The sequence below is a fragment of the Janthinobacterium sp. 78 genome, assembly GCF_003096775.1.
Classification (GTDB): domain Bacteria; phylum Pseudomonadota; class Gammaproteobacteria; order Burkholderiales; family Burkholderiaceae_D; genus Janthinobacterium; species Janthinobacterium tructae.
In genome coordinates this window covers 1823805-1850187 of sequence record NZ_QENT01000001.1, presented here as the reverse complement: position 1 = coordinate 1850187, position 26383 = coordinate 1823805, and the positions used below count along the sequence as shown (strand labels likewise).

Below are 26383 nucleotides of genomic sequence, written 5' to 3'. Positions count from 1 at the left end.
GGCTCAGGCCGGCAAGCGGGCCGCCTTGAAGCGCCGCCAGGCCTTGTGCATGCGGCCATCGGTGCCCTGCGCCTGCGCGCGCGCCGCCAGATAGCCGCGGATGAAGGCCGCGTGCAGCCGCAGCCCATCCTGGGCGGACGGGTCAGCCTGGTCGGCCTGGACATCGGGCAATTGCTGCAGCAGCCGGTCGGCCACCTGCACATCGTTGAGCCAGCCCAATTCATCCTGCAGGGCCGACAAGCGCCCCACATACGGTTGCACGGTGCGCGCGGCAAACAGCGAGGCAAAAAATTCCGTCGCGTAACGCGTCTTCTTGGCCGCGATGCGCACCTGGTGGCGCTGCTGCGGCGAGGCATGCAGCAGGCGCTTGCCGCGCTTCATCAGGCGGCGCTGGTCCTTGCGCACGGTAGCCTGGGCAAACGGGGAAACGGGCGCGTCCAGCCGCCGCACCTGGCGCACGGAACAGCTGTCGCGCCAGGCGCGCGCCTGCAGCCAGCGCTGCAAGCCCAGCATGCAAGCCGTGCAGCGCGCCGAGGTGACGGCCTGGGCGGCCTCTACGTGCTTGAGGCGTGCCTGCGCGTGCGCCGCCGCTGCCAGCGCCGCCGCATCCGCTTGCGCCTCGCCATCGAGTTGCGCCAGGGTATTGCCAGCCAACACATCCCAGTCGCGCGCCTCGCCCAGCGCGCCGCCCAACCAGCCGAGTTCGTTCTTCAAGCCGTCCGGCAGCGCCAGCAGGGACTTGAACATGCCCAGCGCCGAGCGCAGGCGCCGCAAGCCCACGCGCATCTGGTGCACGCTTTCCACATCCGCGCCCGCCGCCACGCCATCCTGGTTGCCGCTGACCTGCTCCAGGCAATTGCCGGCGATGGCCAGGAACGCCTGCTCCACCGACATCGCCGCGTCCAGCGCCAGGGGCTGCGCCTTGACGGCGCGCAAGGGTTGCTGCGCGACCAGGCGGTAACCGCGTTCCGCCTTGCTCATGTGGCCCAGTTGCAGCGGCACTTCCTGCAGCAGCGCCAGCGCCACGTCGAACAGGCTGGCGGCCTGCCCTTGCTTCAACTCCAGCTCGATCTCGCTGACGGCCACGCTGTATCCCACACCATCGACACCATTGGCACCATCGGCACCGTCCGCACCGCGTTCAATGACGCCCTGGTCCAGCACGCATTCGATCTGGTCGCCCTGCGGCGTGCGCAACTGCCAGACGGTGCGCTCGATGCGCGTGGTAAACACGGGCCGCAAGGCGTCGCGGATGGCATCCTGGCGCAGCAGCGCGCGGATGGGCTGCTTGCGGCCGATGGCGGCGTCGAGTGCGGCGAGGTCCGGCTGCGGCCCGGGCACCTCGCCTTCCCATTCGTGGCGGCTGTGCAAGCCGCCGCTGACCGTGCCGCCCGCCTTCAGGGTTTGCACCCAGCGCCCGTCCACCTGGCGCACGCGCAAGCCAGCCTGGTGGCGGCACAGCTGCAAATCGGGCGTATCGACATAGATATCGTGCATCTGCAGCACCAGTGGCCCTTGCGCGGACTGCGCCAGCAACGGGTGCGCGCACAGGCGCGAGGCATCTTGCGGCGCCAGCAACAATTTCAATTCGATTTCCATGACCGCTCCTTGCGAGATTCCTCAACGCTTATTGTAAAGCGCGTCCCGTCGCGCGCAAGGCGCATGCACGCACACCTTGATTTTGCGCCAAAATAGGCGATTCATTGACAAGGAGATGCCATGACCTACCACGCCGCCAAGAACCGCTACGACAGCATGCCATATCGTACCTGCGGGCGCAGCGGGTTGAAACTGCCGCTGCTGTCGCTGGGACTGTGGCACAACTTTGGCGATAGCAACAGCCTCGCTTCCCAGCGCGACATGCTGCGCACCGCGTTTGACCTCGGCATCACGCACTTCGACCTGGCGAATAACTACGGCCCGCCGTATGGCAGCGCGGAAAGCAATTTCGGCAAGCTGCTGCGCGACGATTTTTTACCGTACCGCGATGAACTGATCATTTCCACCAAGGCGGGTTGGGACATGTGGCCCGGTCCGTACGGCCAGGGCGGCGGTTCGCGCAAATACGTGCTGGCCAGCCTGGACCAGAGCTTGCAGCGCCTGGGCCTCGATTACGTCGATATCTTTTATTCGCACCGCTACGATGCCGACACGCCGCTGGAAGAAACCATGGGCGCACTGGCCAGCGCCGTGCAGCAGGGCAAGGCGCTGTACGTGGGCCTGTCGTCGTATTCGCCGCAAAAAACGGCCGAGGCGGCCGCCCTGCTGAAAGAATGGAAAGTGCCATGTCTGATCCACCAGCCGGCCTACAACATGCTCAACCGCTGGATCGAGGAAGACGGCTTGCTCGACACCCTGCAAGAGCAAGGCATGGGCTGCATCACGTTCACGGCGCTGGCGCAGGGGCTGCTCAGCGACAAATACCTGGACGGCGTGCCGCAGGATGCGCGCGTCAACCGCCCAGGCGGCGGTTCGCTGACGCAACAGCACCTGAGCGCGGAGAACCTGGCCCGCGTGCGCGCCCTGAACCAGATCGCCGCACAGCGGGGGCAAACCCTGGCGCAGATGGCGCTGGCCTGGGTGCTGCGCGATCCCCGCGTCACGTCGACCCTGATCGGTGCCAGCAGCAGCGCACAAATCCGCGAAAACGTGGCCGCGCTGCAGCAACTGACGTTCACGGCCGACGAGCTGGCCGCCATCGACGTGCAGGCGCGCGAAGGCCATATCAATCTGTGGGAAGGTCCGTCGCGGGCCGTGTAAGGCGTTCACGGCGGCGCTGGCGGCGACATTGGCGGTGGCAACAGGGCCAGCAGTTCCTGCGCCACCTGCCGGCGCCGCTCGGGCGTGGCGTACACGCCCACGTCCACCTGCGCGCCGCCCGCACCGGTATCGTTGATATGTATCAACTGGCGCGGCCCATGCGACACAGCGATGCGCGTGCGCCACGGCGAAAAGTGGTGGCGCCGGCAATGGCCGGCGCTGACCTGTTCGATGATCAGCTCGCCGTCGCGCAGGGCGATGTGCTCATAGTCGCGCGCATGGCGCAGATAATGCAGCAGGGCGATGGCCACCAGGCCCAGTTCGGCGAACGAAAAGACGGGAATGGTCCAGATGCCGCGCAGCGCAAAGGCGGCGGCAATCGTCAGAGAAAACAGGCACAGCAAACCATAGGCGCGCAGCAACTGGCGCGCCGTCAAGGCACTGTGGCGCGCCAGCAGCCATTGCGGCTGCTCGCGCGAGTGATCGCGTGGCATGATGCCTCCCGCACTCTCTCCCCCATCACCGCAGCGGCCTTCGCCGCCGCAGGCTCAGCCAGGTCGTTCAGCCAGCTTGCGCCCGGCTCAGGCGCCCATGCGCAGCAGCGCATGGCCCACATGCTGCCACCAATGATCGCGCGACTTGACCTGCCTCAGGCAAGACATGTCGATTTCCGCAGGGAAGACGCGATCCTGGCACGCCTTCGTTGCCAGGGCATAGCGTTGGTTTTCCGCCGCCGCCAGGGCCACGACGAGCCAGAACACCAGCGCCAGCAACACCACCAGCAAACTCCAGGCCAGGTGATTGGTGTTACTTTTTATGCCAAAAAACTCGCGTAGCCGCGTCTCGCGGTACATCGACATCAAGTCTTTTTCTTTCTCTTGCGACATCTGCGTTTGCATCCTCTGACATCCTATCCTGTGCCGGCCGGCTGGCCCTGGCGGCGCGCACGCCGCCTTGCCTGCATTTTACGCTGATGGCGCAGGAGAGATAGTAATTCGTGGCGACAATTCGCCCTCGCCTTCCTCTGCCGGCGGCACGGGCGCCAGGCGCTCGACATGATCGACGTCGATGTCGCCGCCATCGGGTGCCCCGTTGTGCGGTTCCACGCCGGCCCGCTCGCCCGTGCCGGCCGCATCGCTGTCGTTGTCGAGCTCTTCCGCATCCTGGCCGGGCACGCCCTGCATGTCGCTGCCGCTGTCGGAACTGTCGCTGGGTCCCAGCGCGCCCTTGCCGTGACCGCTACCCAGAACGCGGTCGGGAGTGACGGGCAAATTGTCCGGATCGAGTGTGCTGCTGCTCATGGCTGACTCCCGTTGATCAAAAAACCAGCTTACTCCCCTGGACCGGCCAGCGGCGCACGCCTGCACGGCACCTCCTCTGGGGAATTGCGGCATCGCACAACTATTTTCATAAATTACTTCACAAATGTACTATTCATTGCTATAGTTAATTCAAGTAAGCATCTTCTCACCCAGAAATTGCTTCATCGGCGGCACGGCGCCCACCAGCGCCTTGCCACCGAACCGACCGGTACGTGGCGAGCCGGCCCATCCACCCAGCCATCATGCACATATTGGAGTTTCATCATGCAAGCCAAATCACTCATCACAGCATTGTTTGCCATCACCACCGCTACCTCGGCTTTCGCCCAAAGCGCCGCGCCTGCCACCAGCGAGCAACTCACGCGCGAACAGGTCACGGCCGAATACATCCGCGCCCGTAACGCCGGCGAAATCGCCACCAGCGAAGTCGACTACCCGAAAATGCCGGCCACCGCCGCCAGCAAAGTGACACGCGAACAAGTCATGGCCGAGTTCTACGCCGCCCGCAAGGCTGGCCTGATCCCGCAAACGGAAGCAGACTTTGATGTCGCGCAAACGACCAAGCACGTCGTGCAATAAGAAACCCGTCAGCCGGTTTCAGTCAGTAACAACTCAGTTGCGGCGCAGCACTCGGGCCACTCCCGAAGCTCCCGCGGCGAGCTGTCAGCATTCCCCCCACACGATCTCTCCCGGAGTCCCTGCATGCCCCTGCACCGCCGTTTGCTTGCCGCCAGCCTGATCCTTGCCTTGAGCGCTTGCGCCGACATGGGCCATATCGCGCCGCAATCGGCCATGCTCGACGCCAATAAACTGCAGGGTAGCCAGGCCATGGATGCCGCCGCCAGCGCCGCCATACAATGGCCACGCGCGCAATGGTGGCAAGACTTGCACGACCCCCAATTGAACCGTTTGATGGAGCAGGCGCTGGCCGACAGCCCTACCCTGCGCGGCGCCCAGGCGCGCGTGCGCCAGGCCGAGGCGCTGGCCGGTGCGGCGCAAGACAAGACCCGCCCGCAGGCCGAGGCCAATGTGTCCATCAACCGCGAACTGTATTCGCTGCACGGCAGCACGCCGGCGCCGCTGGCCGGCAACTACGCCTGGCGCAACCAGGCTACCGTCACCGCGTCGTACGACCTGGACCTGTGGGGCCGCAACCGCGCCGCCCTGTCCGCTGCCCTGGGCGACGTGCAACTGGCATCGGCCGAATCGCAGATGGCCCGCCTGGCGCTGGAAACGGCGCTGGTGCGCACCTACATCCAGCTGTCGTATGAGTTCCGGGTGCAGGACGTGATCGAACGCAGCCTGGCGCAGCGCGCGCGCATCCTCGACATCACGCGCCAGCGCAAGGCCGCCGGCATCGGCACGGACATTGACGTGGCGCAAATCGAAACCACCCTGCCCGCCGGCCGCCGCCAGCTGGAACAGTCGGCCGAGTCGCTGGCCCTGCTGCGCAACCAGCTGGCCGCCCTGGCGGGCAAGGGTCCGGCCGCCGGTGCGGCGCTCACGCGTCCCGTGCTGCGCCTGGACCAGCCGCTGGCCATTCCCGCCGCCCTGCCGGCCGACCTGATCGGCCGCCGCCCCGACATCGCCGCCCAGCGCTGGCGAGTCGAAGCGGCGGCGCTGCGCATCGACGCTGCCAAGGCCGAGTTTTACCCGAACGTCAACCTGGTGGCCTTTGCCGGCTTCCAGGCGTTTGGTTTCAGCCATTTTCTGGACGCCAACTCGGACATCCGCGGCATCTCGCCCGCGCTGAGCCTGCCCATCTTTGCCGGCGCCCGCCTGCGCGCCCAGCTGGGCAGCCAGACGGCCGTGTACGACGGCGCCGTGGAGCAGTACAACGCCACCGTCATCAACGCCATCTCGGACGTGGCCAACGCCGTCACCCGCGCCCAATCGCTGGCAAAGCAGCACCAGCTGACCGTGCAGGCGCTGGCCACGGCGCAGCGCGCACGCGACCTGGCGGAAAAGGCCTACAAGGCGGGCATGAGCGACGCCATCGCCATGCTCAACACGCAAGTGGCACTGCTGGCGGAAGAACAGCAGCAGGCGCAAAATGGGGCGCGCGAACTGGATCTGTACGTTTCCTTGATGAATGCATTAGGAGGCGGCATCTAGTGTGGCAATCCTGGCATTGCCCTAGCTCAACAAGATACAATCGGAACTTTATTCACACATGAAGGAATTGACATGACCGCTTTTGACGCCACCTCCAAGCGGCTGCAAAACATCCGCACGCGCATGCCAGGCTTCCCCATGGAACTGATGCGCCTGCTGCGCATGACGTACCACATTCAAAAAGGCATGAAGGACCTGACCAATGCCGCGCTGAAAAAGCATGACCTGGTCGATGCCAGCTACATGGTGCTGGCCGTGCTGTACGGCACGGATGACGAAACCTCGAACGCCTGCACCCTGGGCATGGCCTGCCATGAAAAGCCGGCCAACCTGACGCGCGTCTGCAACGACCTGGAAACGCGCGGCCTGATCCACCGCGGCACGCGCCCCGGCGACCGCCGCTCGGTGATGATCTCGCTGACCGACAAGGGCCGCGCGCTGATCGAAACGGCGCTGCCCGACGTGTACCAGGAAACCTCGGCCCTGTACGAGGGCTTTACGCAAGAAGAGCTGCAAGTGCTCGACAAGCTGTACGTGCGCCAGTTGCGCAACCTGAATAATCTCAACAACCAGAACTGATAGCCTATCGATGACGCCAGCCACAACACCTACATATGGCCCCCTGAGCCGGGCGGTCCACTGGCTGGCGCTGGCGCTGCAAGACTGGCGCACGACGGAAGGCGAACGCTGGATCTACGTCGGCAAGACTCTCATCGCCGCGTTCTGCGCCCTGTGGCTGGCCTACCGCCTGGGCCTCGATTCGCCCAGCACGGCGATGACCACCACCATCATCCTGGCCCTGCCCAGCAGCGGCATGGTGCTGGAAAAAAGCTTTTACCGCCTGTGCGGCACCCTGCTCGGATGCACGGCCGCGCTGACCCTGATCGGCCTGTTCCCGCAGCAGCCCGTGCTGCTGTTCGCCGGCCTGGCCCTGTGGGTGGGCCTGTGCACGAGCGGCTCGGCCCTGCACCGCAACGCCCAGTCGTATGTGTACGTGCTGGCCGGCTACACGGCCTGCATGATCGTGCTGCCCGCCATCGAGCAGCCGATGCAGGTGTTCTCGCTGGCCGTCACGCGCGTGGCCGAAGTGGGCCTGGGCATCATCTGCTCGGCCGTCGTCTCCAGCGTGCTGCTGCCGCGTCACCAGGGCACGCAGGTGATGCGCACGGTACAGGCGCGCTATGGCAAATTTCTGACCTTTTGCCAGGACGTGCTGCAGCAACAGCTCACGCCGGCGCAGGTGGAACTGACGCATTTGCAGTTTGCCGCCGACGTGGCGGCGCTGGAACTGGGCCGCTCGGCCGCGCTGTTCGAAGTGACCAGCAAAGTGGGTCACGTGCGTGCGCAAAACCGCAAGCTGCACGCCTTCAACGCCACCTTCATGACGGCGCTGACCACCTTCTATACCTTCCACCGCCTGTTCGACCGCCTGCAGCGCGATGGCGAAACCCAGGTCATGCAGGCGTGCGCGCCCCTGTACGCCATCGTCGCCGAGGCGCTGCAAGCGACGCCGTCGCAAGACTCGCTCGACACCATGCAGCGGTATCTGCAAACGGCGCTGGCGCAGGCGCGCACAGATATTGACGCGGCGCCAGTCGCGCATGCGCAGCGCATCGACTTCGACACCGTGTGCGAACTGCTCGAACGCTTCGCGCGCGACATGAGCCGCTTTCACGAAGTGTATTTCAGCCTCGTTCATGACACGCCGCTGGAAGTAAGCACGCCGCAGGCGTATGCGCCGAAGACGCCGCCCGCGCTGGTCATCGCCAGCGGCGCGCGCGCGGCCATCAGCCTGGCCCTGCTGGCGCTGGGCGCCTACTTCCTCGCCTGGCCCTACGCCAGCACGGCGATGCTGATGGCGGCCGTGTTCTGCGCGCTGGCCTCGTCCTCGCCGCGCCCCATCCTGATGATCCGGCAAGTGCTGACGGGCTTTTTCATCGCCATGCCGCTGTCGCTCGTCTGCGTGTATTTCGTGCTGGTGCACGGCGACGGCTTCCCCATGCTGGTACTGAGTTTTACACCGTTCCTCGCCGTCGGCCTGTATCTGATGACCAATCCCGCCAAGCTCGGCGTGGGCCTGGGCGTGTCGACTTTCATCACGCAGATGGCGCCGGCGAACGTGATGCATGTCGATGGCGCGGCCTTTTTGAACACGGGCATGGCGCTGATCGTCGGCCTGATGCTGGCCGCCCTCGTGTTTGCCGTGCTGCTGCCCGAGCACACGATGGGCCACAAGGACCACATCGGCCGCGCCCTGTGGCGCGAAGCGCTGCATGCGTGCACGGCACCGGCGCGACGAGTCAAGCATCGTTTCGACAACCGCGTGCGCGACCTCCTCAGCCAGCTCAATGCGGCGGCCGGACCGGCGCCGGGCGTGGCCACGCGCGCCGTCGTGCGCCAGGCCTTGACCCTGCTGGAAATCGGCCATTCCGTGATCGAACTGCGCGAACTGATCGCAACCGCCCGCCCGGGCGCCACGCGCCACGCGCTGCAGCAGTGCGTGGAACACATCGCCGGCTGGCTGCGCACGCGCAGCGACACGGCACTGCAAGCGGCGCTGGCCGCCACCCTGCAGGCGGGCGCCGTGGTGCGCGCAGCCCAAACGGAAGTCGATGCAAGCGCCGAACGTAGCGCGCGCCTGCAGACCGCGCTGGCCGACCTGCACTCGATCTACACCTCATTACTCGACCATATGGCGCCTGGCGCCGGAGACCACCATGCCGCGTGAATTCGCCCTGTTCGGAATTCTGATTCCTACCCTGCTGCCGCTGTTCATCCTCAGCATCGGCCTGCAAACTCTGCTCGACCGCGTGCTGGGCTGGCTGGGCGTGTACCGCATGGTGTGGCACCCGTCGCTGGCGCGGCTGTGCATCTTCATCGCCATCTTCGGCGCGCTGACCTTATCGCTGTACAAATAGCTCTGCAAATAAAAAAAACTGTTCAACCCCATCAAGGAAAGGCTACCGACATGGTAAGCAAACTGACCCGCTACGCCATCACCCTGCTGCTGCTGGCTGCAGCCCTGTGGATCGGCAAGACCGTCTGGGACCGCTACATGGAGTCGCCGTGGACGCGCGACGGCCGCATCAAGGCCGACATCGTCAACATCAGCGCCGACGTGGCCGGCACCGTCACGGACGTGCTGGTGCGCGATAACCAGGTGGTGCAAAAGGGCGATGTGCTGTTCGTCGTCGACAAGGAACGCTATGCCAGCGCGCTGGCGCAGGCCGACGCCATGCTGGCCACGCAAAAAACGGAAATGGGCCGCCGCGGCAAGGAAGCGCAGCGCCGCGCCAATCTGGACGCCAGCATCATCTCGACGGAAAGCCGCGAAAGCGCGGCGTTTGCCGCCAGCTCGGCCTCGTCGCAAGTGCAGGCCGCCGTGGCCGCGCGCGCGCTGGCCCAGTTGAACCTGGAACGCACCACCGTGCGTGCGCCCGTCAGCGGCTATGTAACGAACCTGAACGTGCACAAGGGCGATTTCGCCGCCGTCGGCGCCCCCAAGCTGGCCGTCATCGACAGCGCCTCGTACTACGTCGTCGGCTACTTCGAAGAGACCAAACTGGGCCTGCTGGCGCAGGACGACAAGGCGGAAATGAATCTGATGAGCGGCGGCACCCTGCATGGCCACATCGAAAGCATCGCGCGCGGCATCACTGACCGCGATGCCGCCACGGGCCGCGAACTGCTGGCCGACGTCAATCCCACCTTCAACTGGGTGCGCCTGGCGCAGCGCGTGCCCGTGCGCATCCACATCGACGAGCAATCAAAAGGGCATTTTCTGGTGGCCGGCACCACCTGCACCGTGGTGATCACGCCCCATTCGGCGCCGGCCAAGGCCGCGCCAGCCAAAGCGTAACCTTTAGCGCCCGCCCGCCACGTCGAGAATGCTGCCCGTCACATACGTCGCGCCCGGCCCCAGCAGATACACGATGGCGTCGGCGATTTCTTCCGGCTCGCCACCGCGCTGCATCGGCACGCCGGACGCCAGGCGCGCCACCCGTCCCGGTTCGCCGCCAGACGCGTGGATGTCCGTATAGATGATGCCGGGCCGCACGCCATTGACGCGGATGCCTTCGGCCGCCACTTCCTTCGCCAGCCCGAGGGTCAAGGTATCGACGGCGCCTTTCGAAGCCGCGTAATCGATGTATTCGCCCGGGGAGCCGATGCGCGCGGCCACCGACGAGACATTCACGATGCGCCCGCCCTGGCCCCCGTTCGCCGTCGACATGCGCCGCACGGCCTGCTGGCAGCACAGGAAATAACTGATCACGTTGGTGCGCAGCACGCGCTCGAGGCGCTGCACGGAAATGTCGGCCAGCCGGCATTTCTGCTCCAGCACGCCCACATTGTTGACCAGCGCCGTGAGCGTGCCCAGGCGAGCATCGACTTCGCCGAACAGCCGTTCCACGTCCGCTGCGTCGCCCACGTCAGCCTGCACGGCGATCGCCTCGCCGCCGCCGGCGACGATACGCGCACACAATTCCTCGGCCGCCTGCGCATCGCGCACATAGTTGATGCACACGGCATAGCCCTGGCGCGCCGCCAGCAGCGCCGTCGCCGCGCCGATGCCGCGGCTGCTGCCGGTAATCAGGATCACTTCCTTCATCGTTCCTCCAGGATGGTTGTGGCTTCATCATACGCAAACGAAAAAAAACCCGCGCGCGGCGGGTTTTCATGCAGGCGCATTCAATTTCGGAAATGCGTCATGGCGTAAGTCAGATGCTGCCACCAGTGTTCGCGCGACTGCACGGACGCCAGGCATTTCGCGTCGACCTCGTTCTTGAACGCGGGGTCCACGCACGCCTTGGTCACCAGCGCATTGCGCTGATTTTCCACGCTGACGACGGCAAGCGCCAGCCACGCCACGAGGGCGAGGGCCAGTACGCACAAAGTCCAGGGCAGCTGTTTCATGGCGCTCTGCGCTTACTTCTTCGCTGGCGCGGGTGCACGCTCTTTCAGCGTGCGTGCCACCAGTTCATCCATCACGCGCAGGGTCGCTGCCTGGGTCTGCGGCTCGGACTGGCCGGGACGCGACAGCTGCGACGGCGACGTGACGAAGCGGCCGTCGATGACGATGGTCGGCGCGCTGTCGATCTTGCTGGCGGTGATCAGCTGTTCGTTGCGTTTCAGCTTGGTCTGCACGCCGAAGGAATTGAACATGTCCAGGTATTTGGCCTTGTCGATGCCGTTCTTGACCAGCAGGTCGAGGATGGCGTCATCACGGTTCAGACGGTTGCGCTCGACGTGGATGGCGCGGAAGATCTTGTCGTGGAACTGCTCCAGCTGACCCATCGCTTCCAGGGTGGCATACGCGTGCGCCTGCGGGTCTTTCGGGCCGGAGAAGGCCAGGTGGATGCGGCGGAAGGCGATCTTGTCGCCCTGCTTCTTGACCCAGTCGTGCATCAAAGGATCGAGCGCGTAGCAATGCGGGCAGGAATACATGAAGTACTCGACCACTTCCACCTTCTTGCCCGTGTCCGTGCGCACTGGCGTCGGAAGCGTGGTAAAGCCGGTATCGGCAGCCATGGCGCCGCCGGTGGCCGCCACCAGGGTGACGGCGGCGAGCAGGGGACGCAAGAAACGCAGAAAACGCATATTAATCCTTCATCATAAAGTGGTCGTGAACGGGGCGAGATTACCACTTTTTGCGCCGGTCGATGAAGCCAGGGCGGAAAAAAGCCGTATTTGTCGCCCCGCTTTGCGCCCGCTTAAGCCGCATTTAAGCCCCGCTGCGCCCCTGCCTCAGAAATGGTAGCGCGCCGACACGCGCAGCTGGCGCGCATCGTTGAGGTAAATGCTGGAGCGACAGCCGGGCGCATCGCCGTAATGGCGGCGGTTGGCCAGGTTGCTGCCGGCCAGTTCCAGCTCCCACGCGCCCAGCTTGCGCACATAGCGCCCGTCCACGGTGGCGAACGCGGGCACTTGCGCCAGGCAGCTGTTGTCGAAATCGGGGCCATAGCGCAGGGCGCGCAGCCATTGCACGCCCACGTCGGCACTCGCGCCGGCCTGCCCCGTCCAGTACAGGCGCAGGCTGGCCAGGGTCTTGGGCACGAGGGCGATATCCGGGCCGTCGTAGGTGTAATCGTCATAGCGCGCATGCACTTGCCGTACCTGCGCGTCGAGGCGCCAGTCGCGCGCCAGCGCCATGCTGGCCTCGATGGCGATACCGTCGCGGCGCGAGGGGTCGAGGTTGCCCGCAAAGCCCAGCTGGCCCAGGCTCTGGTCGAAGACGATCTGGTTGCTCAGGCGCTCGCTGAAGATGCGCACGGAAGCGCTGCGCGCCGCGTCGCCGAAGGTAGCGCCCACTTCCGTTTCGCGCCGCAGCTGTCCCGCCAGGGGGCGGTAGCCGGCGCGGGTATAGCCGTCGTCATCGATGCGGTAGCTGCGCGCGGCCTTGCCGTACACGCTCAGCTGCGGGCGCAGCTGCAGGCTGCCCTGCACGTCCCAGGCGTTCTGGTTTTCCCAGTCGCTGCCGCCGGCGGGCATGTCGGCCGGATCGAGCTGGAACTGTTCATGCCGCAAGCCCAGCAGCAGACGCGGCGCATATGGGCCGCCGAACGCCAGCTCTTCGCGCAGCAGCAGCGCGCGCGAATACTGGCGACGCTGCCCATCGCCATCGCGCCCCGAACGCCTTTCCCACTGCATCAGGTCCAGGCCCGCTTCCGTATCCGTGCCCACGCCACCCACCTTGCCGTAATGGCGCACGCGCGGCGCCAGTTGCCGGCGGCGGCTGCTGTACCGCGATTCGCTGCTGCCGTCCTCGCCCGCATACTGGGCCGTGGCGCGCTTTTCCCGCTGCGACAGCTCCACGCCCAGCTCGAAACTGCCGACATAGCGCTGCACGAAGGCGCTGGCGCGCCGCACTTCATAGCGGTACAGGTCTTCCGGGCGGGCGGCCAGCAAGGCCAGGAACGGCGCCTCGGGCGCGCGATAGCGGGTGTCCTGGTTCAGCTGGTCGGCGCTGAAGCCGAAACGCCCCTGGCGCAGCTTCCATTCCGCGCCGCCGTTGAAGCCGCGCTGGTGAAACACGCTGCCATCGCGGTAATTGCCATTGCGCAGGCCATCGATGGCCACATCGAGCGACATGCCGTCCTGGTCGCGCGACAGAGCGCCGCGCACGCTGTGCTGGCCGCCCTGCGCCAGTTCGGTGGACAAGTCGCCATGCGTGACGCCTGCCGCGCCGCCGTGCTGCTGCACGGATGGCGGCGCGGCAGGCGATTCAAGCTCCTGCGCGCACGCCGGCATGGCCAGGGCGCACAGCAGCAAGGTACGCATGGCGATGGTCAGGGCGGAAGGGGCAGGCATCATGTTGGCAAGCTGGGTGCGCTATCGGGGCACGCACGGTAGTGAAACGGGAGGATGGCAAAAAGCGAATCATTATACGCGCGGCGCGGCAAGCGCCAGCCCGGTGGTACTTTCCTTATGCCAATATTTTATTGGTGATTTGGCATTTTTGTAGGTATATTAAGCTGCGCCCGGCGATCCTGGGTGCAGCCGACTGCATTTGAAAATTAACAATAAGAAGTCACTGTGGGAGTCACGCATGGAAAGTCGTAGCACATCGCGCCAGGGGCCGCCAAGTCTCCGCTGCACGCGCCGCAGCATTGGTTTTTTCCCCATCTCGGGCAAGCTCAAAGCCCTCTCCATCGCCGCCCTGCTGCTGGCCGGCCTCGCCCTGCAGGCCGAGCTGTTCGCGCAGCCGGGACAAGGCAAGCCGGCCGGCGCGCCCTTGCCGCTGGCGCCGTCCGCCGACGGCATCGCTCTGGCGTCGCCGAACGCGTCGGCCGTCAGCACGCCCAGCACCAGCAACGCCTGGGGCGGCGCGCGCACGGGCAAGCAAGCGACCCTGTCGGACCGCGTGGTCGACTACCAGATCGAAGCGACGCTCGATCCCGTCAAGCACACGATCGACGGCCAGCAGAAACTGCGCTGGCGCAACCGCAGCGCGCAAGCCGTCAGCAGCGTCTACCTGCATCTGTACCTGAACGCGTTCGAAGGCGAACATTCGACCTTCTTTACCGAGAAGCGCAAGCTCGACACGGGCTTTCGCTCGGGCGTCGACACGCGCGACGGCGAATGGGGCTACATCGAACTGCGCGGCATGACGCAGAACGGCGCCAAGGCGCCCTGGCATTTCGTCCAGCCCGACAACGGCCCGGCCACCGACCGCACCGTCGTGCGCGTCGACTTGCCGCAGGCCGTCGCGCCGGGCGCCGAGACGACACTCGACATCCGCTTCTTCGACCAGCTGCCGCGCGTGATAGCGCGCACCGGCTATTTCGGCAGCTTCCACCTGGTGGGCCAGTGGTTCCCGAAGATCGCGGTGCTGGAACTGCCCGGCGAACGGGGCGCCACCGCGGCGCGCTGGAACGCGCATGAATTCCACCTCAATTCGGAGTTCTACGCCGATTTCGGCAACTATGACGTGAAGCTGACCGTGCCCAAGGAATACACGGTGGGCGCCACGGGAGAATTGCAGGGCGCGCCGCAGGAAAAGAACGGCATGCTCACCCATCACTATGTGCAGGGCGACGTGCACGATTTTGCCTGGACGGCCGACAAGCGCAGCGCCCAGCCACTGACGGGCAGCTGGAGCGGCCCTGGCAGCCCGCCGGTGGCCATCAAGGTGCTATACCCGCCCGAATATGCATCGAACGCGGCGCCCGCGCTGCAGGCGGCGAAGGACTCGCTCACGTATTTCTCGCGCACCCTGGGCCCGTATCCGTACAAAACCCTGACGGTGGTGATTCCGCCGTTTAACGCGGCCGAAGCGGGCGGCATGGAATATCCGACCTTCATCACGGCCTCGAGCTACGCCAACCTGCAGCCGAAGACCATACCCGAATTCGGCCTCGATTTCGTCACCATCCACGAATTCGGCCATGGCTATTTCTATGGCATCCTGGCCTCGAACGAATTCGAGGAACCGCTGCTCGACGAAGGCTTGAACGAGTACTGGGACCAGCGCATGCTGCGCGCGCGCGGCCAGCACATCCACGCCACCACGCCCCTGCTCAAGCGCCTGGGCTTCGATCCCGTCTTCAAGGTCTTCGAATTCGAGCGCATGGCCGCGCCGCGCCAGGATGCGGCCGACCCGCTGGGCCAGAACGCGTGGAACCGCCTGCAAGGCGTGGGCCCCGTCTATAGCCGCACGGCCACCACCATGCGCGACCTGGAAGCGCGCATCGGCAGCGAAGCCATGGAACGGGGCTTCAAGGCCTATTACGAACAGTGGAAATTCCGCCATCCGAGCGTGGCCGACCTGCGCGAAACGCTAGCCGAGGCAACGGGCCAGCGCCGCATCGTGGAGCAGGTCTTCGCGCAGCAAGTGTATGCCAGCGCGAATATCGACGATCGCATTGGCACCTTCACCAGCGAAGAGCAGACGCCGCTGGCCGGCACGGCGCTGGTGAACGGCAAGCGCGTGGAACATACGGCCGAAGCGCTGGAAAAAGAGGAGAAAAAAGTGCGCGAGGCGTGGGACCAGGCGCACCCGGACGCCAAACCCGGCACCGGGCCGTATCCGTATCTCACCAGCGTGGTCCTGCGCCGCCGCGGCGCGCCCGTGCCGCAGGTGCTGCTGGTGAAGTTCGCCGACGGCACGTCCGAACGCGTGGTGTGGGACAACGAACAGCTGTGGCAGCGCTACACCTGGAGCAAGCCCGTGAAGGCCGTCTCGGCCGAACTGGACCCCGACCGCGTGCACTACCTCGACGTCAACAAGCTCGATGACGGCCGCACCCTGAAAGCCGATACCTCGGCCTCGCGGCGCTGGAGCTTCGACCTTGCTGCCGTCTTCCAATACCTCCTTTCCCTGATTGCCATCGTATGAGCGCCACTTCCAAGACACGGGCCAACGGCCTGACCCTGACCACGCGCGCCAGCCGCGCCGCCTTGCAATGGCGCTTGCTGCTGCTGTGGGCAGGCCTGCTGCTGATCCCCGCCATCCTTGCCGTCATTCCCCTCTGGCGCACCCTGGGCGCCAGCCTCGATAACGCCGTGCATGCGGCAACCCTGGCGCACAAGCTCGACCTGATGACCCTGGCCGACCTGATGGCCAATACGGGACGCAACGGGGCCGCCATCAGCCAGGCCGCCATCACGGGCATCGTGCTGGCCCTGCTGCTGTCGCCGCTGCTGAGCGGCCTGGTGGTGACGGCCGCACGTGCGCCGGCGCCGCTCGGCTTCGGCCCCCTGCTGACGGGCGCCTTCAGCGAATACGGCCGCATGCTGCGCATGCTGTTGTGGAGCATCGTGCCGCTGGGCGTGGCGCTGGCGATCGGCGCCGGCGCGCTGAAACTGGCCGACAAGCAGGCGGCGAAAGCCATCCTGGAAGCGGACGCCGACCTGGCCCGCCACCTGGCCTTGCTGCTCACGGGCGTGCTGTTCCTGCTGGCCTGCGCCACGCTCGACGCCGGTCGCGCGGCGCTGGCCGTCGACCGCCGCCGCACCTCGGCCGTCAAGGCTTGGTGGCGGGGCCTGGGCATGCTGCGCCGGCGTCCGCTGGCCAGCCTGGCCATCTACCTCGTCATCACCTTGCTGGGACTGGCGCTGTATGCGCTGCTGGGCGTGGCGCGCCTGAACCTGGCCGCACCCGGTCCGCTGGCCATCGTTGCCGGCTTCCTGGTGACGCAGCTGGCGGCGCTGGTGCTGGCGTGGATGCGCAGCGCGCGCCTGTTCGCGCTGATCGACGTCAAGCGCTCACTGGCGTAATCAAGTCCCCAGGCGCCCTTCGTCGGCGAGGAAGTCGATGAAGGTGCGCACTTTCGAGGACAGGTAGCGGCGGCTCGTGTAGACGGCGTACACCTTGCCGCCCGCCAACTGGTAGCCGTCGAAGAGGCGCACCAGCCGCCCCGCCGCCAGGTCCGCATCCGTTTGCCACGATGGCAGCAGGGCGATGCCCATGCCGTCGAGCGCGGCCGCGTGCAGCAGGCTTTCGTTATTGCATTGCAGCACGGGCGAAAACTTCACCGTCTCGTGTCCCAGCGGGCCATCAAACGTCAATTCATTGCCATTTGACAACAGCGAATAGCTGATCATGGCGTGCTGCGCCAGATCCTGCGGCACCACAGGCTGGCCCGCGCGCGCCAGGTAGGCGGGCGCGGCCACCAGATGAAAGGCGATGCTGCCGATGGGCCGCGCGATCAGGCTCGGCGATGGCGCCTGACTGACGCGCAGGGCCAGGTCGAAGCCCTCTTCCACCAGGTTGACGACTCTTCCGCTCAAGTCGATGTCAAACGTGACTTCCGGAAAGCGCTCGCGGTAAGCCACCAGGGTGCGCGTAAAGATGGCGTTGGCGAACCAGACGGGGGCGCTCAGGCGCAGCATGCCGCGTGGCACCACCGTCGTGCGGCCCACCGTCGCTTCCACCTCGTCGAGGTTGTCGAGCATGTCGCGGCACTGTTCGAAGTACACCTTGCCGATTTCCGTCAGGCTCAGGTGGCGGCTGCTGCGGTTCAGCAGCCGCGCGCCCAGGTGGCGTTCCAGGTGCATCACGTGCTTGCTGACCATGGCCGGCGACAGATCGAGGCGCTCGCTGGCGCGCACGAAACTGTCCAGTTCCACCACGGCGCGAAACACGCGCATGCTGCGCAAGGTATCCATGACCATCCCATCATCAACAAAATGGAAATGATATATCAATAATTGCGATCTTGATCAACTGACCGCGCATGACTATCATCGATAGCATCAGCCATTCCACAGCGGAGCCGCCATGCAAGAGCACACTTTCCCCACCTATTTCCTGTCGCACGGCGGCGGCCCGTGGCCGTTCATGAAAGAGCAGTTCGGCGGGCGCTACGACGTGCTGGAAGCATCGTTGCAGGATATCCCGCGCCAGCTCGGCGCGCGTCCCAAGGCCGTGCTGGTGGTCACGGCGCACTGGGAAGGGCCGCAGTTCCTCGTTTCGGCCAGTCCGCAGCCGGGCATGATCTACGATTATTCGGGCTTTCCGCCGCATACCTACCAGATCCAGTACCCGGCACCGGGCGCGCCGGCACTGGCGGCGCAGGTAAAACAGTTGCTCGATGCGGCCGGCCACCCGGCGCGCCTCGACCACGAACGGGGTTTCGACCACGGCACCTTCAGCGCCCTGTTTCCCATCTACCCGCAGGCGGACGTGCCGCTGGTGCAGCTGTCGCTGAAACACGGCTACGATCCGCTCACGCACGTCGAGGTGGGCCGCGCGCTGGCCAGCTTGCGCCGGCAAGGCGTGCTGATCGTCGGCAGCGGCTTGTCTTACCATAACCTGCGCCAGTTCGGCCAGGCGGGCGCCGTCGCCTCGCAGCAGTTCGATGCCTGGCTGCGCCAGACGATGGCCTTGCCGCCAGAACAAAGGCTGGATCAATTGCTGGCCTGGGACCAGGCGCCCGGTGCGCGCCAGGCCCATCCGCAGGAAGACCATCTGCTGCCGTTGATGGTGGCGCTCGGTGCGGCCGAGCAGGAAGCGGCGCACGTGGTGTACCACGAGGACGATTTTTTTGGCGCGCTGGCAGTGACCAGCTTCAGGTTCGGATAATCGGGCAGCGTATAAAAAAAGCGCCGCGACAGTGATGTCGCGGCGCTTTTTGCATGGCTGTCGCTTGAATTACGTCCCGCGCTTGCCGCGCGCCGCATTTTTTGCTTTTTCGGCGGCAATCGCTGCCGCTATGGCCGCTTTTTCCGCCATCTCGGCCGCGTGCTGGGCCATCAAGGCCGCGCGCGTGTCCGGCGTTTCCAGCGAGATACGACCGAGGATACCGCTGCGGTAGTCGAGCAGCAAGGTATGCGAGGCTTTCTCGAAATCGTAATCGCCGCCCTTGATGCGGAAACCGCGCTTGGCGGCGATACCTTCGACCACGCCGATGGCGTCGACTTCATCGACCTTGGTGCCATAGCGCGCCGCCAGCAAGGCCGGATAGCGCTTGAGCAATTCCTCGGCCAGGAACACGGCCACTTCTTCTTCGATCAGCGCGTTCGAGCCGATGGCGTGGCTGGCGGCCAGCATCAGGCCATCGCTGGGGATGGCGATCTTCGGCCACAGCATGCCAGGCGTGTCGACCAGGATGGTGTTCTTGTCCAGGTACAGCTTTTGCTGCATTTTCGTCACGGCCGGCTCGTCGCCCACCTTGGCCACGCGCTTTTTCAGCAGCGCGTTCATCAGGGTCGACTTGCCCACGTTGGGGATGCCCATGATCATGATGCGCAGCGGTTTCGTTGGCACGCCGCGGTGCGGCGCCAGCGATTTGGCCAGGTCAGGGATGCGCGCCACGTCGCCCGGCTTCTTGGTCGTCATCGCGTACGCGGTCACGCCTTCCTGGGCATTGAAATAGGCGACCCAGGCGGCCGTGGCGGCAGGATCGGCCAGGTCGGTCTTGTTGAGGATCTTCAGGCAAGGGCGCTGGCGGAACAGGCGCAACTCGTCCACCATGGGATTGCAACTGGCTGCCGGCAGGCGCGCGTCCACCACTTCAATCACCAGGTCGGTGTTTTCCATGGTCTCGGCCGCTTTCTTGCGGGCCGCGTTCATGTGTCCTGGGTACCATTGTATCGCCATGCTCTTGCCTTCAGTTCGTTCAGTCAATCCGCTATTTTACGTGGTTGCCGCCACGACGTCGCATTTTCCGCCGCCAGCACCAGCCGTGCGACGCGAACGAGACAATTGGTGATAATTTGGCAGTTACTTGAATGATAAGATCCGCAGTCCGTCCAGCCTGGACTGGTTTCCCCATTGCACGCTCAACCTGGCACGCATTCCATGCATCTTCCCCGTCTTTGTCTCCTCGCCGCCCTTTCCACCTGCCTGCTGCCCGCCATGGCCCAGGAACCAACGGCGGCGCCTGGCGACCCAGTGAACCAGGAAATGCAGCAGGTTGTCGACGTGCAAGGCACGCGCGATCCCGACTTGCGCCCCTACCGCACCATGCTCAAGGGACTCGACGCGTATGCCGACCACCAGCGCCTGGCGCCGGGCGCGCCGCTGCGCTTCATGCTGGTCCCCGCCACGCCCCAGGCCAGGCTCGATGGCGTGACCTTGCACCTGTCGGCCGACAACCTGTCGATCCCCGTGCCGCTGGCGGCGGATGGCGGCTTCACCTTGACGCGCGACAAGACGGCCTACGATGCGAATGCCGACCTGGTCAGCAACAAGAAGCGCGACACCCTGCGCTGGCGCGCCGACATCCACACGCCGGGACTGCCCGCGAACGTGCGCCGCCTGGGCGACTTGCGCCTGGAATGCGAAATCCGCTGGGCCGTCGAACAGGACCAGTTGCCGTTTATGCGGCGCAACCTGTTCCGCTTGGCGGGCGGACCGTGCCACTCGTCGCTGATCCACGTGCTGTATCCCGTACCGCGCAACCTCGCCGCCGTGCAGGCGCGCTCGGGCGAGCGCGCGCTGGAGATCCGCGTCACGCAAGACCGCCAGCGCTACGTGCCGCCGCTGCATGACGCAAGCTGGGACGACAATACCCTGCTGACCCTCACGTATGCCGACGACGGCCACATGGCCGAAGCCGCCCCCGCTGCGCCCTTGAAGGCAGTACAACGCCAGTGATACGCCCCGGGAAGCCGTGTCAGATATTTCCGCAAGGATTTTTATATTTACTGCAAGCAATAAAAAAGTATGCTCTAATATCGCCTCTTAAATGAAAAGCAATTATTTCCAGGCTGGCTCCGCCAGGTGCAGGGAGATACGCGATGGGGATAGGTCGATATGATGATGGAACACACTGGCATGGCGCCCAAGCGCATGCCGCGCAATGACTGGAAGAAGGAATGCCGGCAGTTGCAGGGGCAAGTGGCGCAGCTGGAAGAGCGCCTGAAACGCCAGAGCGCCGACAGCTATGGCTTGCAAATGCTGTATGACCAATTGGTCAATGAAATCAAGCACCACCGCGACATGCTCCAGCTCAACAGCTTCGACGCGGAGAAATCATCGCTCGTCTACACGCAAGCCTGGCGCCGCTTCATGGCCGGCGACGCGCTCGACTACCAGACCCACCGCCACACCAATTCCAGCAGCCGTCCCAGCTTGCTGTAGTTCGCTGCAGCGTTACAGCTCCGCCAGCGCCTTCACGTGCGCCGCCACGCTGCGGCCCAGCGACGACAGGTTGTAGCCCCCTTCGAGGCAGCTGACGATGCGGCCCTTGCCATACTGATTGGCCACGGCCATCATTTGCTGCGTCAGCCACGTGTAGTCAGCCTCCACCAGGCCCATGCCGCCCACATCGTCTTCGCGGTGGGCATCGAAACCGGCGGAAATGAAAATCATCTGCGGCTGCTGCCGGTGCAGTGCCGGCAGCCAGTGGTCAAGCACCAGTTGGCGCACGGCATCGCCCTTTGAGCGGGCTGGCACGGGCACGTTGACGCGCGTATCCGTATAGGACTCGACATCGCTGTACGGATAAAACGGGTGCTGGAAAAAACTCACCATCAGGATGCGTGGATCATTTGCCACGGATTCGGCCGTGCCATTGCCATGATGTACGTCAAAGTCGACGATGGCGACTCGGTCGAGGCCGCGCACGTCGAGCGCATGCTTGGCGGCGATGGCGACATTGTTGAACAGGCAGAAACCCATCGGCTCGCTGGGCCGCGCATGGTGGCCGGGCGGTCGGATCGCGCAAAAGGCGTTGCTGATCTCGCCATCGATAACGGCGTCCGTGGCAGTCACGGCCGAGCCAGCGGCGGCCAGGGCCGCCTCATAGCTGTGCGCGTTGAGCAAGGTGTCGCCGTCGAGCGGATAGTAGTCGCCCTCGGCCGGCACATTGTCGCGCACCAGGCCGATGGCCGTGGCACTGTGGTTGCGCTCGATGTCGGACAATTGCGCACGCACGCCGTCGCGGTGCTCGACCAGGTCGCTGATATGCGCGAGGATCAATTGATCGTTGATGGCCTGCAAGCGGGCCGGCGATTCAGGATGCCAGTCGCCCATTTCATGGCGCTGGCAATCGGGATGGGTATAAATGGCTGTGCTCATGCGCTGTACTGGTTACCTCTGTCTCTGCTCTCTATCCATACCGGGAACGCGCGCCGGAATCACTGCAGAGCATTCCTGCCTGCCTGGCGCGTTCTCGCATAAAATCACTGGCTGGTCTGTGCTGCCCTTGCCGCCTTTGCTGTGACTCTAATCTACCACGAGCGCGCAACTGGCGGGCGCCGCCGTTTGACTTGGCCAAAGCGATTGTAAATTAAATAATCCGTTGTATTGTGATAGAAATAACATGTTTTCGAAAATACACCAGGCCGCACAGCAAATCGGCGAAGTTCTCGTCGGCAAACACTTGCAGATCCGCCAGACCCTCGCCTGCGTGCTGGCGGGGGGCCACCTGCTGATCGAAGACGTGCCCGGCGTAGGCAAGACCACGCTGGCGCATGCGCTGGCCATCTCGCTGGGCCTGCAATGGAAGCGCCAGCAATTTACCAGCGACCTGCTGCCTGCCGACGTGGCCGGCATGAGCGTGTATGACCGCGCCAGCGCCAGTTTCATTTTTCATCCAGGCCCCCTGTTTACCCAGGTGCTGCTGGCCGACGAGATCAACCGCGCCACGCCAAAGACGCAATCGGGCTTGCTGGAAGCGATGGAAGAGCGGCAAGTAACGCTCGATGGCGTCACGCACGCGCTGCCGCAGCCGTTTTTCGTCATCGCCACGCAAAACTGTGCACACCAGCTGGGTACTTTCCCCTTGCCCGAATCGCAACTCGACCGTTTTCTCATGTGCGTCACCTTGGGCTACCCCGATGCGGCCGCCGAACGGGCGCTGCTGCTGGGCGCCGACCGCCGCGCCATGCTGCAAACCTTGCCGGCCGTGATGAACGCGGAAGAATTGCTGCAGGCGCAAGCGGGCTTGCGCGCCATCCACGCCTCACCCGCCGTGGTCGACTACGTGCTGGCCCTCGTGCACGCTACCCGCGCGCCGGGCGTGTTTGCCGACGGCCTCAGCCCGCGCGCCGCGCTGGCCCTGTTGCAGGCGGCGCGCGCCTGGGCCGCCCTGGCCGGACGCGACCACGTGACGCCCGACGATGTGCAAGCCGTGCTGCTGCCTGTCTGCGCCCACCGCCTGCATGCGGCGCAAGGCTCCGTGGACAGCCGCGCGCTGCTGCAGCATCTGCTGTTGAGCATCCCCGTCTGAGCGGCATGCGCTGGCGCACTATTCCATGGCTACCGACGCGCCCCTGGCTGGGCGCGCAGCGCGTGCACATCCGCCCCTCGCGTGCGGGCCTGGCGTTTGCCGCGCTGCTGCTGGCACTATGGATCGCCGCCGTCAATTACGGCCTGGGCCTGGGCTATGCGCTCACGTATTTCGCGGCCGCCTGCGCCATCGCCGACATGCTGTTTAGCAGCCGCAACCTGGCGGGCCTGGCGCTGGCCGCCGCGCCGGGCAAGCCCGTGTTTGCAGGCAGCCACGCCTTGTTCACCTTGCGCCTGATCAACCGCAGCCGCCGCCCGCGCCATGCGATCCACTTGGCCGTCAGCGGTTCGCCAACGGCACCCGGCCTGGCCGATATCGCCGCCCACGGCGAAACGGCCGTCAGCATCGGCATGCCAACCCGACAACGGGGGTGGCTGAATGCGCCAGCCGTGCGCCTGTCCGGCAGTTTTCCGCTGGGCTTGTTTGTTGCTTGGTGCCATTGGCAGCCCGAGGCGCGCGTGCTCGTATATCCACAGCCCGAGCAAGATGCGCCTCCACTGCCGTGGCCGGCCGGCACAATACAGCAGGCACGCCAGCCAGGCTGGCCAGACTCACCAGACTTGCCCGGCGGCGCCCTGGAACTGGCCGGCGTGCGCGCCTACCAACCGGGCGATCCCTTGCAGCGCCTGGCCTGGCGCCAGATCGCCCGCCATGATGGCGAGCATTTATTCAGCAAGCAATTCCAGCCTGGCGCCGACGCACCAAAGGACGCAGCGCATGGCACGCATGGCACGCATGGCAAGCTTATGCTCGACTACGCCGCCCTGCACGCGCTGGCGCCGGAAGCGCGCCTGTCGCGCCTGGCCGCCTGGGTGCTGCAGGCGGAAAGCACGGGCTCGCCATATGGCTTGCGCCTGGGTGTGCTGACCCTGGCACCGGCCCTGGGTGCCGGCCAGCGCGACGCCTGCCTGCGCGCACTGGCCCTGCATGGTTCGCCGCACGATTTGCCGCACAATTTGCCGCCAGCGCAGGCGATGCCATGAAGGCCTGGCTGAGCGGCATGCCGCGCGAGAAGGCCGACATTGTGCTGCTGTTGCTGGCCGCCGCCATGGTGCTCGCGCCCCACGCGCTGCACCTGCCCCCATGGTTGTCGCTAGCGACAGCCGCACCGCTGCTGTGGCGCGCCGTCATTACCGTGCGGGGCCGGCGCCAGCCGCCGCTCGCCGTGCTGGCGCCGTTGGCCTTGCTGGGCATCGCCGGCGTGTACGCCAGCTATGGCAGCGTGCTGGGACGCGATCCCGGCGTGGCAATGCTGGCCCTGCTGCTAGCCTTGAAATCGCTGGAAATGCATGGCCGGCGCGACATCTTCGTCTTCGTCTTCCTCAGTTTCTTTTTGCTGCTGGCCAACTTCTTTCATGCGCAAGGCATCCTCAGCGCCGCCTGGATGCTGGCCACCATGATCGTGCTGCTGGCCGCCCTGCTCTCGGCCCAGTACGGCACGCTGCAGCCGCGCCTGGCGCAAAGGCTGGGCTTGCTGGGACGCATGCTGGCGCTGGCCCTTCCCCTGGCGTGCGTACTGTTTCTTGCCGTGCCGCGCGTCGACGGCCCCCTGTGGGGCGCAGCATCAGAAGGGGCGCAGGCGCGCACGGGCTTGTCCGACAGCATGCAGCCGGGCGCCATCGCCTCGCTGGCCCTATCAAACGAACCCGTCTTTACGGCCCGTTTTTCCACGCCGCTCCCGCCGCAAGACCAGCTGTACTGGCGCGGCGTTGTGCTGGGTGACTACGATGGCGCCACCTGGACGCGCATGGGCGCTGGCCGGCGCACGCCCGCCAGCGACAGCCGCATCGACATCGCGCTGGAAGGGCCGCCCAGCCACTACGCAGTGACCTTGCCAGCGAGCGGCCAGCGGCGCATCTTCGCACTCGACTTGCCGCGCAGCATCGAACGCTTGCCTGGCAATCCGTATGTCGTGTCGTCTGCGCTGGAAGTGCTGACCATACAGCCCATTACTTCGACCGTGCATTACCGCGTCAGTTCCCAAGTCCGCTACCGGCTGCAGGCCAAGCTGCCTTTGGCCCAGCAACAGCCATGGCTGGCCTTGCCCGCTGGCAGCAACCCGCGCAGCATCGCCTGGGCCCGCGCACTGCGCGGCAGCGGCGCGCAGGCGCTGGCGCCCGCCGCCGCCATCGCCGCCGTCCTCACGCACTTGCGCCACGCGCCCTTCCGCTACACCCTGCAGCCACCGCTGCTGGGCAAGCATGGCATCGACGACTTCCTGTTTACCACGCAGGCGGGCTTTTGCGAGCACTACGCGGGCAGCTTCGTCGTGCTGATGCGCGCCATGGGCATTCCCGCGCGCGTCGTTACGGGGTACCAGGGCGGCCTGCGCAACGCTAGCGACAACAGCTTGAACGTACGCCAGTCCGATGCCCATGCCTGGAGCGAAGTGTGGCTGGCGGGCCGGGGCTGGGTACGCGTCGATCCCACCAGCGCCGTCGCGCCCCTGCGCACGCAGCGCAACCTCGATGCCGCCCTGCCAGCGGCCGCGTCGCCGCTGACGGCCTGGCGCGCGCTGGCCGGCCTCGATGGCGGCGCGACAGGGGCACTGGCCGCATGGCGCCAGCAATGGCAGCAGGCCGAGCACGCCTGGAGCAGCTGGGTGCTCGACACCACGCCGCAACGCCAGCGCGCCATGCTCGATCGCTTGAAAAACCTGCCGGCGACGACCCTGGCACTCGCTTGCGCCGCGCTGGCCCTGCTGTCCGCCGCAGCTGGTGCACTGGTCTGGTGGCGGCAGGCGCGGCAAGGCGATCCGCTCGACGCCCTGTACCTGCAGTTTTGCCGCCAGCAAGCGCGACGCGGCTACAGCCGTGCGCCGCATGAAGGGCCGCACGGTTATGCTGCGCGCCTGGCCGCAGGCAAGGCCACACAAGAGGCGCACGCCGCCATCGCACAGTTTCTGGCAATCTATGCCACGATGAAGTATGGTAATGCCAACCCAAACGAACAATCCCGCGCGCGGCGCAGCTTGCGCCACCTGTTAACCCAATGCCGATGAGACGCTCC

General features: G+C 65.6%; 26 protein-coding genes. 15 read left to right on the top strand and 11 right to left on the bottom strand.

Annotated elements, in window-relative coordinates; genetic code table 11:
• Positions 1-3: 3 nt before the first annotated feature.
• Positions 4-1599: a CYTH and CHAD domain-containing protein gene (locus tag C8C92_RS08270; protein WP_116743518.1), complete on the bottom strand. Its 1596-nt coding sequence runs from the start codon at positions 1597-1599 to the stop codon at positions 4-6.
• 120 nt (positions 1600-1719) lie between these two features.
• On the opposite strand from C8C92_RS08270, the gene mgrA reads away from it, so the two are divergent.
• Positions 1720-2760 (top strand): L-glyceraldehyde 3-phosphate reductase, encoded by a 1041-nt coding sequence (mgrA, locus tag C8C92_RS08265; protein ID WP_099760258.1) that lies wholly within the window; start codon positions 1720-1722, stop codon positions 2758-2760.
• Positions 2761-2765: 5 nt separating this feature from the next.
• Here the strand turns inward: mgrA and C8C92_RS08260 are convergent, their stop codons facing one another.
• The 3 genes from C8C92_RS08260 to C8C92_RS08250 all read right to left on the bottom strand — a co-directional run bounded on the left by C8C92_RS08260 (position 2766) and on the right by C8C92_RS08250 (position 4061).
• Positions 2766-3254 (bottom strand): DUF2244 domain-containing protein, encoded by a 489-nt coding sequence (locus C8C92_RS08260; RefSeq protein WP_116743517.1) that lies wholly within the window; start codon positions 3252-3254, stop codon positions 2766-2768.
• A gap of 87 nt (positions 3255-3341) precedes the next feature.
• Complete coding sequence (locus C8C92_RS08255) at positions 3342-3659, bottom strand: hypothetical protein (RefSeq protein ID WP_099760260.1); 318 nt, start codon at positions 3657-3659, stop codon at positions 3342-3344.
• 66 nt (positions 3660-3725) lie between these two features.
• On the bottom strand, positions 3726-4061 hold the full coding sequence (locus C8C92_RS08250) for a hypothetical protein (RefSeq protein ID WP_099760261.1): 336 nt from the start codon (positions 4059-4061) through the stop codon (positions 3726-3728).
• A 285-nt stretch (positions 4062-4346) separates the two neighbouring features.
• On the opposite strand from C8C92_RS08250, the gene C8C92_RS08245 reads away from it, so the two are divergent.
• The 6 genes from C8C92_RS08245 to C8C92_RS08220 all read left to right on the top strand — a co-directional run bounded on the left by C8C92_RS08245 (position 4347) and on the right by C8C92_RS08220 (position 10056).
• Complete coding sequence (locus C8C92_RS08245; RefSeq protein WP_116743516.1) at positions 4347-4661, top strand: DUF4148 domain-containing protein; 315 nt, start codon at positions 4347-4349, stop codon at positions 4659-4661.
• Positions 4662-4784: 123 nt separating this feature from the next.
• On the top strand, positions 4785-6197 hold the full coding sequence (locus tag C8C92_RS08240) for an efflux transporter outer membrane subunit (RefSeq protein ID WP_116743515.1): 1413 nt from the start codon (positions 4785-4787) through the stop codon (positions 6195-6197).
• Positions 6198-6269: 72 nt separating this feature from the next.
• Positions 6270-6776, top strand: coding sequence for a MarR family transcriptional regulator (locus tag C8C92_RS08235; RefSeq protein WP_099760264.1), 507 nt, complete (start codon positions 6270-6272; stop codon positions 6774-6776).
• A 10-nt stretch (positions 6777-6786) separates the two neighbouring features.
• Positions 6787-8925: an FUSC family protein gene (locus C8C92_RS08230; RefSeq protein ID WP_243420145.1), complete on the top strand. Its 2139-nt coding sequence runs from the start codon at positions 6787-6789 to the stop codon at positions 8923-8925.
• Entirely contained in the window at positions 8915-9115 is a 201-nt protein-coding gene (locus C8C92_RS08225; protein ID WP_071078940.1) for a DUF1656 domain-containing protein, read from the top strand. The genes C8C92_RS08230 and C8C92_RS08225 overlap by 11 nt, the downstream gene beginning before the upstream one ends.
• A 50-nt stretch (positions 9116-9165) precedes the next feature.
• Positions 9166-10056 (top strand): efflux RND transporter periplasmic adaptor subunit, encoded by an 891-nt coding sequence (locus C8C92_RS08220; RefSeq protein WP_116743514.1) that lies wholly within the window; start codon positions 9166-9168, stop codon positions 10054-10056.
• A 3-nt stretch (positions 10057-10059) separates the two neighbouring features.
• Here C8C92_RS08220 and C8C92_RS08215 read toward each other — a convergent pair whose 3' ends face one another.
• The 4 genes from C8C92_RS08215 to C8C92_RS08200 all read right to left on the bottom strand — a co-directional run bounded on the left by C8C92_RS08215 (position 10060) and on the right by C8C92_RS08200 (position 13508).
• Positions 10060-10806, bottom strand: coding sequence for an SDR family oxidoreductase (locus tag C8C92_RS08215; protein ID WP_116743513.1), 747 nt, complete (start codon positions 10804-10806; stop codon positions 10060-10062).
• A gap of 80 nt (positions 10807-10886) precedes the next feature.
• Complete coding sequence (locus C8C92_RS08210) at positions 10887-11111, bottom strand: hypothetical protein (protein WP_099760267.1); 225 nt, start codon at positions 11109-11111, stop codon at positions 10887-10889.
• Between the two features lie 12 nt (positions 11112-11123).
• The gene (locus C8C92_RS08205; RefSeq protein WP_099760268.1) at positions 11124-11795 is read right to left on the bottom strand and encodes a thiol:disulfide interchange protein DsbA/DsbL; all 672 of its coding nucleotides are present in this window, start codon (positions 11793-11795) and stop codon (positions 11124-11126) included.
• 147 nt (positions 11796-11942) lie between these two features.
• Positions 11943-13508: a TonB-dependent receptor gene (locus C8C92_RS08200; RefSeq protein ID WP_133250721.1), complete on the bottom strand. Its 1566-nt coding sequence runs from the start codon at positions 13506-13508 to the stop codon at positions 11943-11945.
• A 235-nt stretch (positions 13509-13743) separates the two neighbouring features.
• Here C8C92_RS08200 and C8C92_RS27425 point away from each other — a divergent pair, with 235 nt between their 5' ends.
• Positions 13744-16032, top strand: coding sequence for a M1 family metallopeptidase (locus tag C8C92_RS27425; RefSeq protein ID WP_207780982.1), 2289 nt, complete (start codon positions 13744-13746; stop codon positions 16030-16032).
• Positions 16029-16913 (top strand): hypothetical protein, encoded by an 885-nt coding sequence (locus C8C92_RS08190; RefSeq protein ID WP_116743511.1) that lies wholly within the window; start codon positions 16029-16031, stop codon positions 16911-16913. The genes C8C92_RS27425 and C8C92_RS08190 overlap by 4 nt, the downstream gene beginning before the upstream one ends.
• Here the strand turns inward: C8C92_RS08190 and C8C92_RS08185 are convergent, their stop codons facing one another.
• A complete protein-coding gene (locus C8C92_RS08185) occupies positions 16914-17804 on the bottom strand; it encodes a LysR family transcriptional regulator (RefSeq protein ID WP_116745881.1) in 891 nt (296 codons plus the stop codon). It lies immediately after the preceding gene.
• A gap of 112 nt (positions 17805-17916) precedes the next feature.
• Here C8C92_RS08185 and C8C92_RS08180 point away from each other — a divergent pair, with 112 nt between their 5' ends.
• Positions 17917-18720: a class III extradiol ring-cleavage dioxygenase gene (locus C8C92_RS08180; RefSeq protein WP_116743510.1), complete on the top strand. Its 804-nt coding sequence runs from the start codon at positions 17917-17919 to the stop codon at positions 18718-18720.
• Positions 18721-18789: 69 nt separating this feature from the next.
• On the opposite strand, the gene ylqF is transcribed toward C8C92_RS08180, so the two are convergent.
• Positions 18790-19737, bottom strand: coding sequence for a ribosome biogenesis GTPase YlqF (gene ylqF, locus C8C92_RS08175; RefSeq protein WP_099760272.1), 948 nt, complete (start codon positions 19735-19737; stop codon positions 18790-18792).
• 258 nt (positions 19738-19995) lie between these two features.
• On the opposite strand from ylqF, the gene C8C92_RS08170 reads away from it, so the two are divergent.
• Entirely contained in the window at positions 19996-20736 is a 741-nt protein-coding gene (locus C8C92_RS08170) for a hypothetical protein (RefSeq protein ID WP_116743509.1), read from the top strand.
• A gap of 162 nt (positions 20737-20898) precedes the next feature.
• Positions 20899-21222, top strand: coding sequence for a hypothetical protein (locus tag C8C92_RS08165; RefSeq protein ID WP_165829335.1), 324 nt, complete (start codon positions 20899-20901; stop codon positions 21220-21222).
• A 12-nt stretch (positions 21223-21234) separates the two neighbouring features.
• Here C8C92_RS08165 and C8C92_RS08160 read toward each other — a convergent pair whose 3' ends face one another.
• Positions 21235-22161 (bottom strand): histone deacetylase family protein, encoded by a 927-nt coding sequence (locus C8C92_RS08160; protein WP_099760275.1) that lies wholly within the window; start codon positions 22159-22161, stop codon positions 21235-21237.
• 244 nt (positions 22162-22405) lie between these two features.
• Between C8C92_RS08160 and C8C92_RS08155 the strand changes: the two genes are divergently transcribed.
• The 3 genes from C8C92_RS08155 to C8C92_RS08145 are packed head-to-tail and all read left to right on the top strand — an operon-like array spanning position 22406 to position 26375.
• The gene (locus C8C92_RS08155) at positions 22406-23314 is read left to right on the top strand and encodes an AAA family ATPase (protein WP_099760276.1); all 909 of its coding nucleotides are present in this window, start codon (positions 22406-22408) and stop codon (positions 23312-23314) included.
• Positions 23315-23319: 5 nt separating this feature from the next.
• Positions 23320-24357, top strand: coding sequence for a DUF58 domain-containing protein (locus tag C8C92_RS08150; protein ID WP_116743507.1), 1038 nt, complete (start codon positions 23320-23322; stop codon positions 24355-24357).
• Positions 24354-26375 carry a DUF3488 and transglutaminase-like domain-containing protein gene (locus C8C92_RS08145; protein WP_116743506.1) on the top strand — a complete coding sequence of 674 codons (2022 nt, stop codon included), beginning with the start codon at positions 24354-24356 and terminating at the stop codon, positions 26373-26375. The genes C8C92_RS08150 and C8C92_RS08145 overlap by 4 nt, the downstream gene beginning before the upstream one ends.
• Positions 26376-26383: the final 8 nt, after the last annotated feature.

What these genes read in the sequence shown, in the direction of transcription:
- C8C92_RS08270 (WP_116743518.1), bottom strand. Translation starts at nt 1,599, where the DNA reads ATGGAAATCGAATTGAAATTGTTGCTGGCGCCGCAAGATGCCTCGCGC.
- mgrA (WP_099760258.1), top strand. Translation starts at nt 1,720, where the DNA reads ATGACCTACCACGCCGCCAAGAACCGCTACGACAGCATGCCATATCGT.
- C8C92_RS08260 (WP_116743517.1), bottom strand. Translation starts at nt 3,254, where the DNA reads ATGCCACGCGATCACTCGCGCGAGCAGCCGCAATGGCTGCTGGCGCGC.
- C8C92_RS08255 (WP_099760260.1), bottom strand. Translation starts at nt 3,659, where the DNA reads ATGCAAACGCAGATGTCGCAAGAGAAAGAAAAAGACTTGATGTCGATG.
- C8C92_RS08250 (WP_099760261.1), bottom strand. Translation starts at nt 4,061, where the DNA reads ATGAGCAGCAGCACACTCGATCCGGACAATTTGCCCGTCACTCCCGAC.
- C8C92_RS08245 (WP_116743516.1), top strand. Translation starts at nt 4,347, where the DNA reads ATGCAAGCCAAATCACTCATCACAGCATTGTTTGCCATCACCACCGCT.
- C8C92_RS08240 (WP_116743515.1), top strand. Translation starts at nt 4,785, where the DNA reads ATGCCCCTGCACCGCCGTTTGCTTGCCGCCAGCCTGATCCTTGCCTTG.
- C8C92_RS08235 (WP_099760264.1), top strand. Translation starts at nt 6,270, where the DNA reads ATGACCGCTTTTGACGCCACCTCCAAGCGGCTGCAAAACATCCGCACG.
- C8C92_RS08230 (WP_243420145.1), top strand. Translation starts at nt 6,787, where the DNA reads ATGACGCCAGCCACAACACCTACATATGGCCCCCTGAGCCGGGCGGTC.
- C8C92_RS08225 (WP_071078940.1), top strand. Translation starts at nt 8,915, where the DNA reads ATGCCGCGTGAATTCGCCCTGTTCGGAATTCTGATTCCTACCCTGCTG.
- C8C92_RS08220 (WP_116743514.1), top strand. Translation starts at nt 9,166, where the DNA reads ATGGTAAGCAAACTGACCCGCTACGCCATCACCCTGCTGCTGCTGGCT.
- C8C92_RS08215 (WP_116743513.1), bottom strand. Translation starts at nt 10,806, where the DNA reads ATGAAGGAAGTGATCCTGATTACCGGCAGCAGCCGCGGCATCGGCGCG.
- C8C92_RS08210 (WP_099760267.1), bottom strand. Translation starts at nt 11,111, where the DNA reads ATGAAACAGCTGCCCTGGACTTTGTGCGTACTGGCCCTCGCCCTCGTG.
- C8C92_RS08205 (WP_099760268.1), bottom strand. Translation starts at nt 11,795, where the DNA reads ATGCGTTTTCTGCGTTTCTTGCGTCCCCTGCTCGCCGCCGTCACCCTG.
- C8C92_RS08200 (WP_133250721.1), bottom strand. Translation starts at nt 13,508, where the DNA reads ATGATGCCTGCCCCTTCCGCCCTGACCATCGCCATGCGTACCTTGCTG.
- C8C92_RS27425 (WP_207780982.1), top strand. Translation starts at nt 13,744, where the DNA reads ATGGAAAGTCGTAGCACATCGCGCCAGGGGCCGCCAAGTCTCCGCTGC.
- C8C92_RS08190 (WP_116743511.1), top strand. Translation starts at nt 16,029, where the DNA reads ATGAGCGCCACTTCCAAGACACGGGCCAACGGCCTGACCCTGACCACG.
- C8C92_RS08185 (WP_116745881.1), bottom strand. Translation starts at nt 17,804, where the DNA reads ATGGATACCTTGCGCAGCATGCGCGTGTTTCGCGCCGTGGTGGAACTG.
- C8C92_RS08180 (WP_116743510.1), top strand. Translation starts at nt 17,917, where the DNA reads ATGCAAGAGCACACTTTCCCCACCTATTTCCTGTCGCACGGCGGCGGC.
- ylqF (WP_099760272.1), bottom strand. Translation starts at nt 19,737, where the DNA reads ATGGCGATACAATGGTACCCAGGACACATGAACGCGGCCCGCAAGAAA.
- C8C92_RS08170 (WP_116743509.1), top strand. Translation starts at nt 19,996, where the DNA reads ATGGCCCAGGAACCAACGGCGGCGCCTGGCGACCCAGTGAACCAGGAA.
- C8C92_RS08165 (WP_165829335.1), top strand. Translation starts at nt 20,899, where the DNA reads ATGATGGAACACACTGGCATGGCGCCCAAGCGCATGCCGCGCAATGAC.
- C8C92_RS08160 (WP_099760275.1), bottom strand. Translation starts at nt 22,161, where the DNA reads ATGAGCACAGCCATTTATACCCATCCCGATTGCCAGCGCCATGAAATG.
- C8C92_RS08155 (WP_099760276.1), top strand. Translation starts at nt 22,406, where the DNA reads ATGTTTTCGAAAATACACCAGGCCGCACAGCAAATCGGCGAAGTTCTC.
- C8C92_RS08150 (WP_116743507.1), top strand. Translation starts at nt 23,320, where the DNA reads ATGCGCTGGCGCACTATTCCATGGCTACCGACGCGCCCCTGGCTGGGC.
- C8C92_RS08145 (WP_116743506.1), top strand. Translation starts at nt 24,354, where the DNA reads ATGAAGGCCTGGCTGAGCGGCATGCCGCGCGAGAAGGCCGACATTGTG.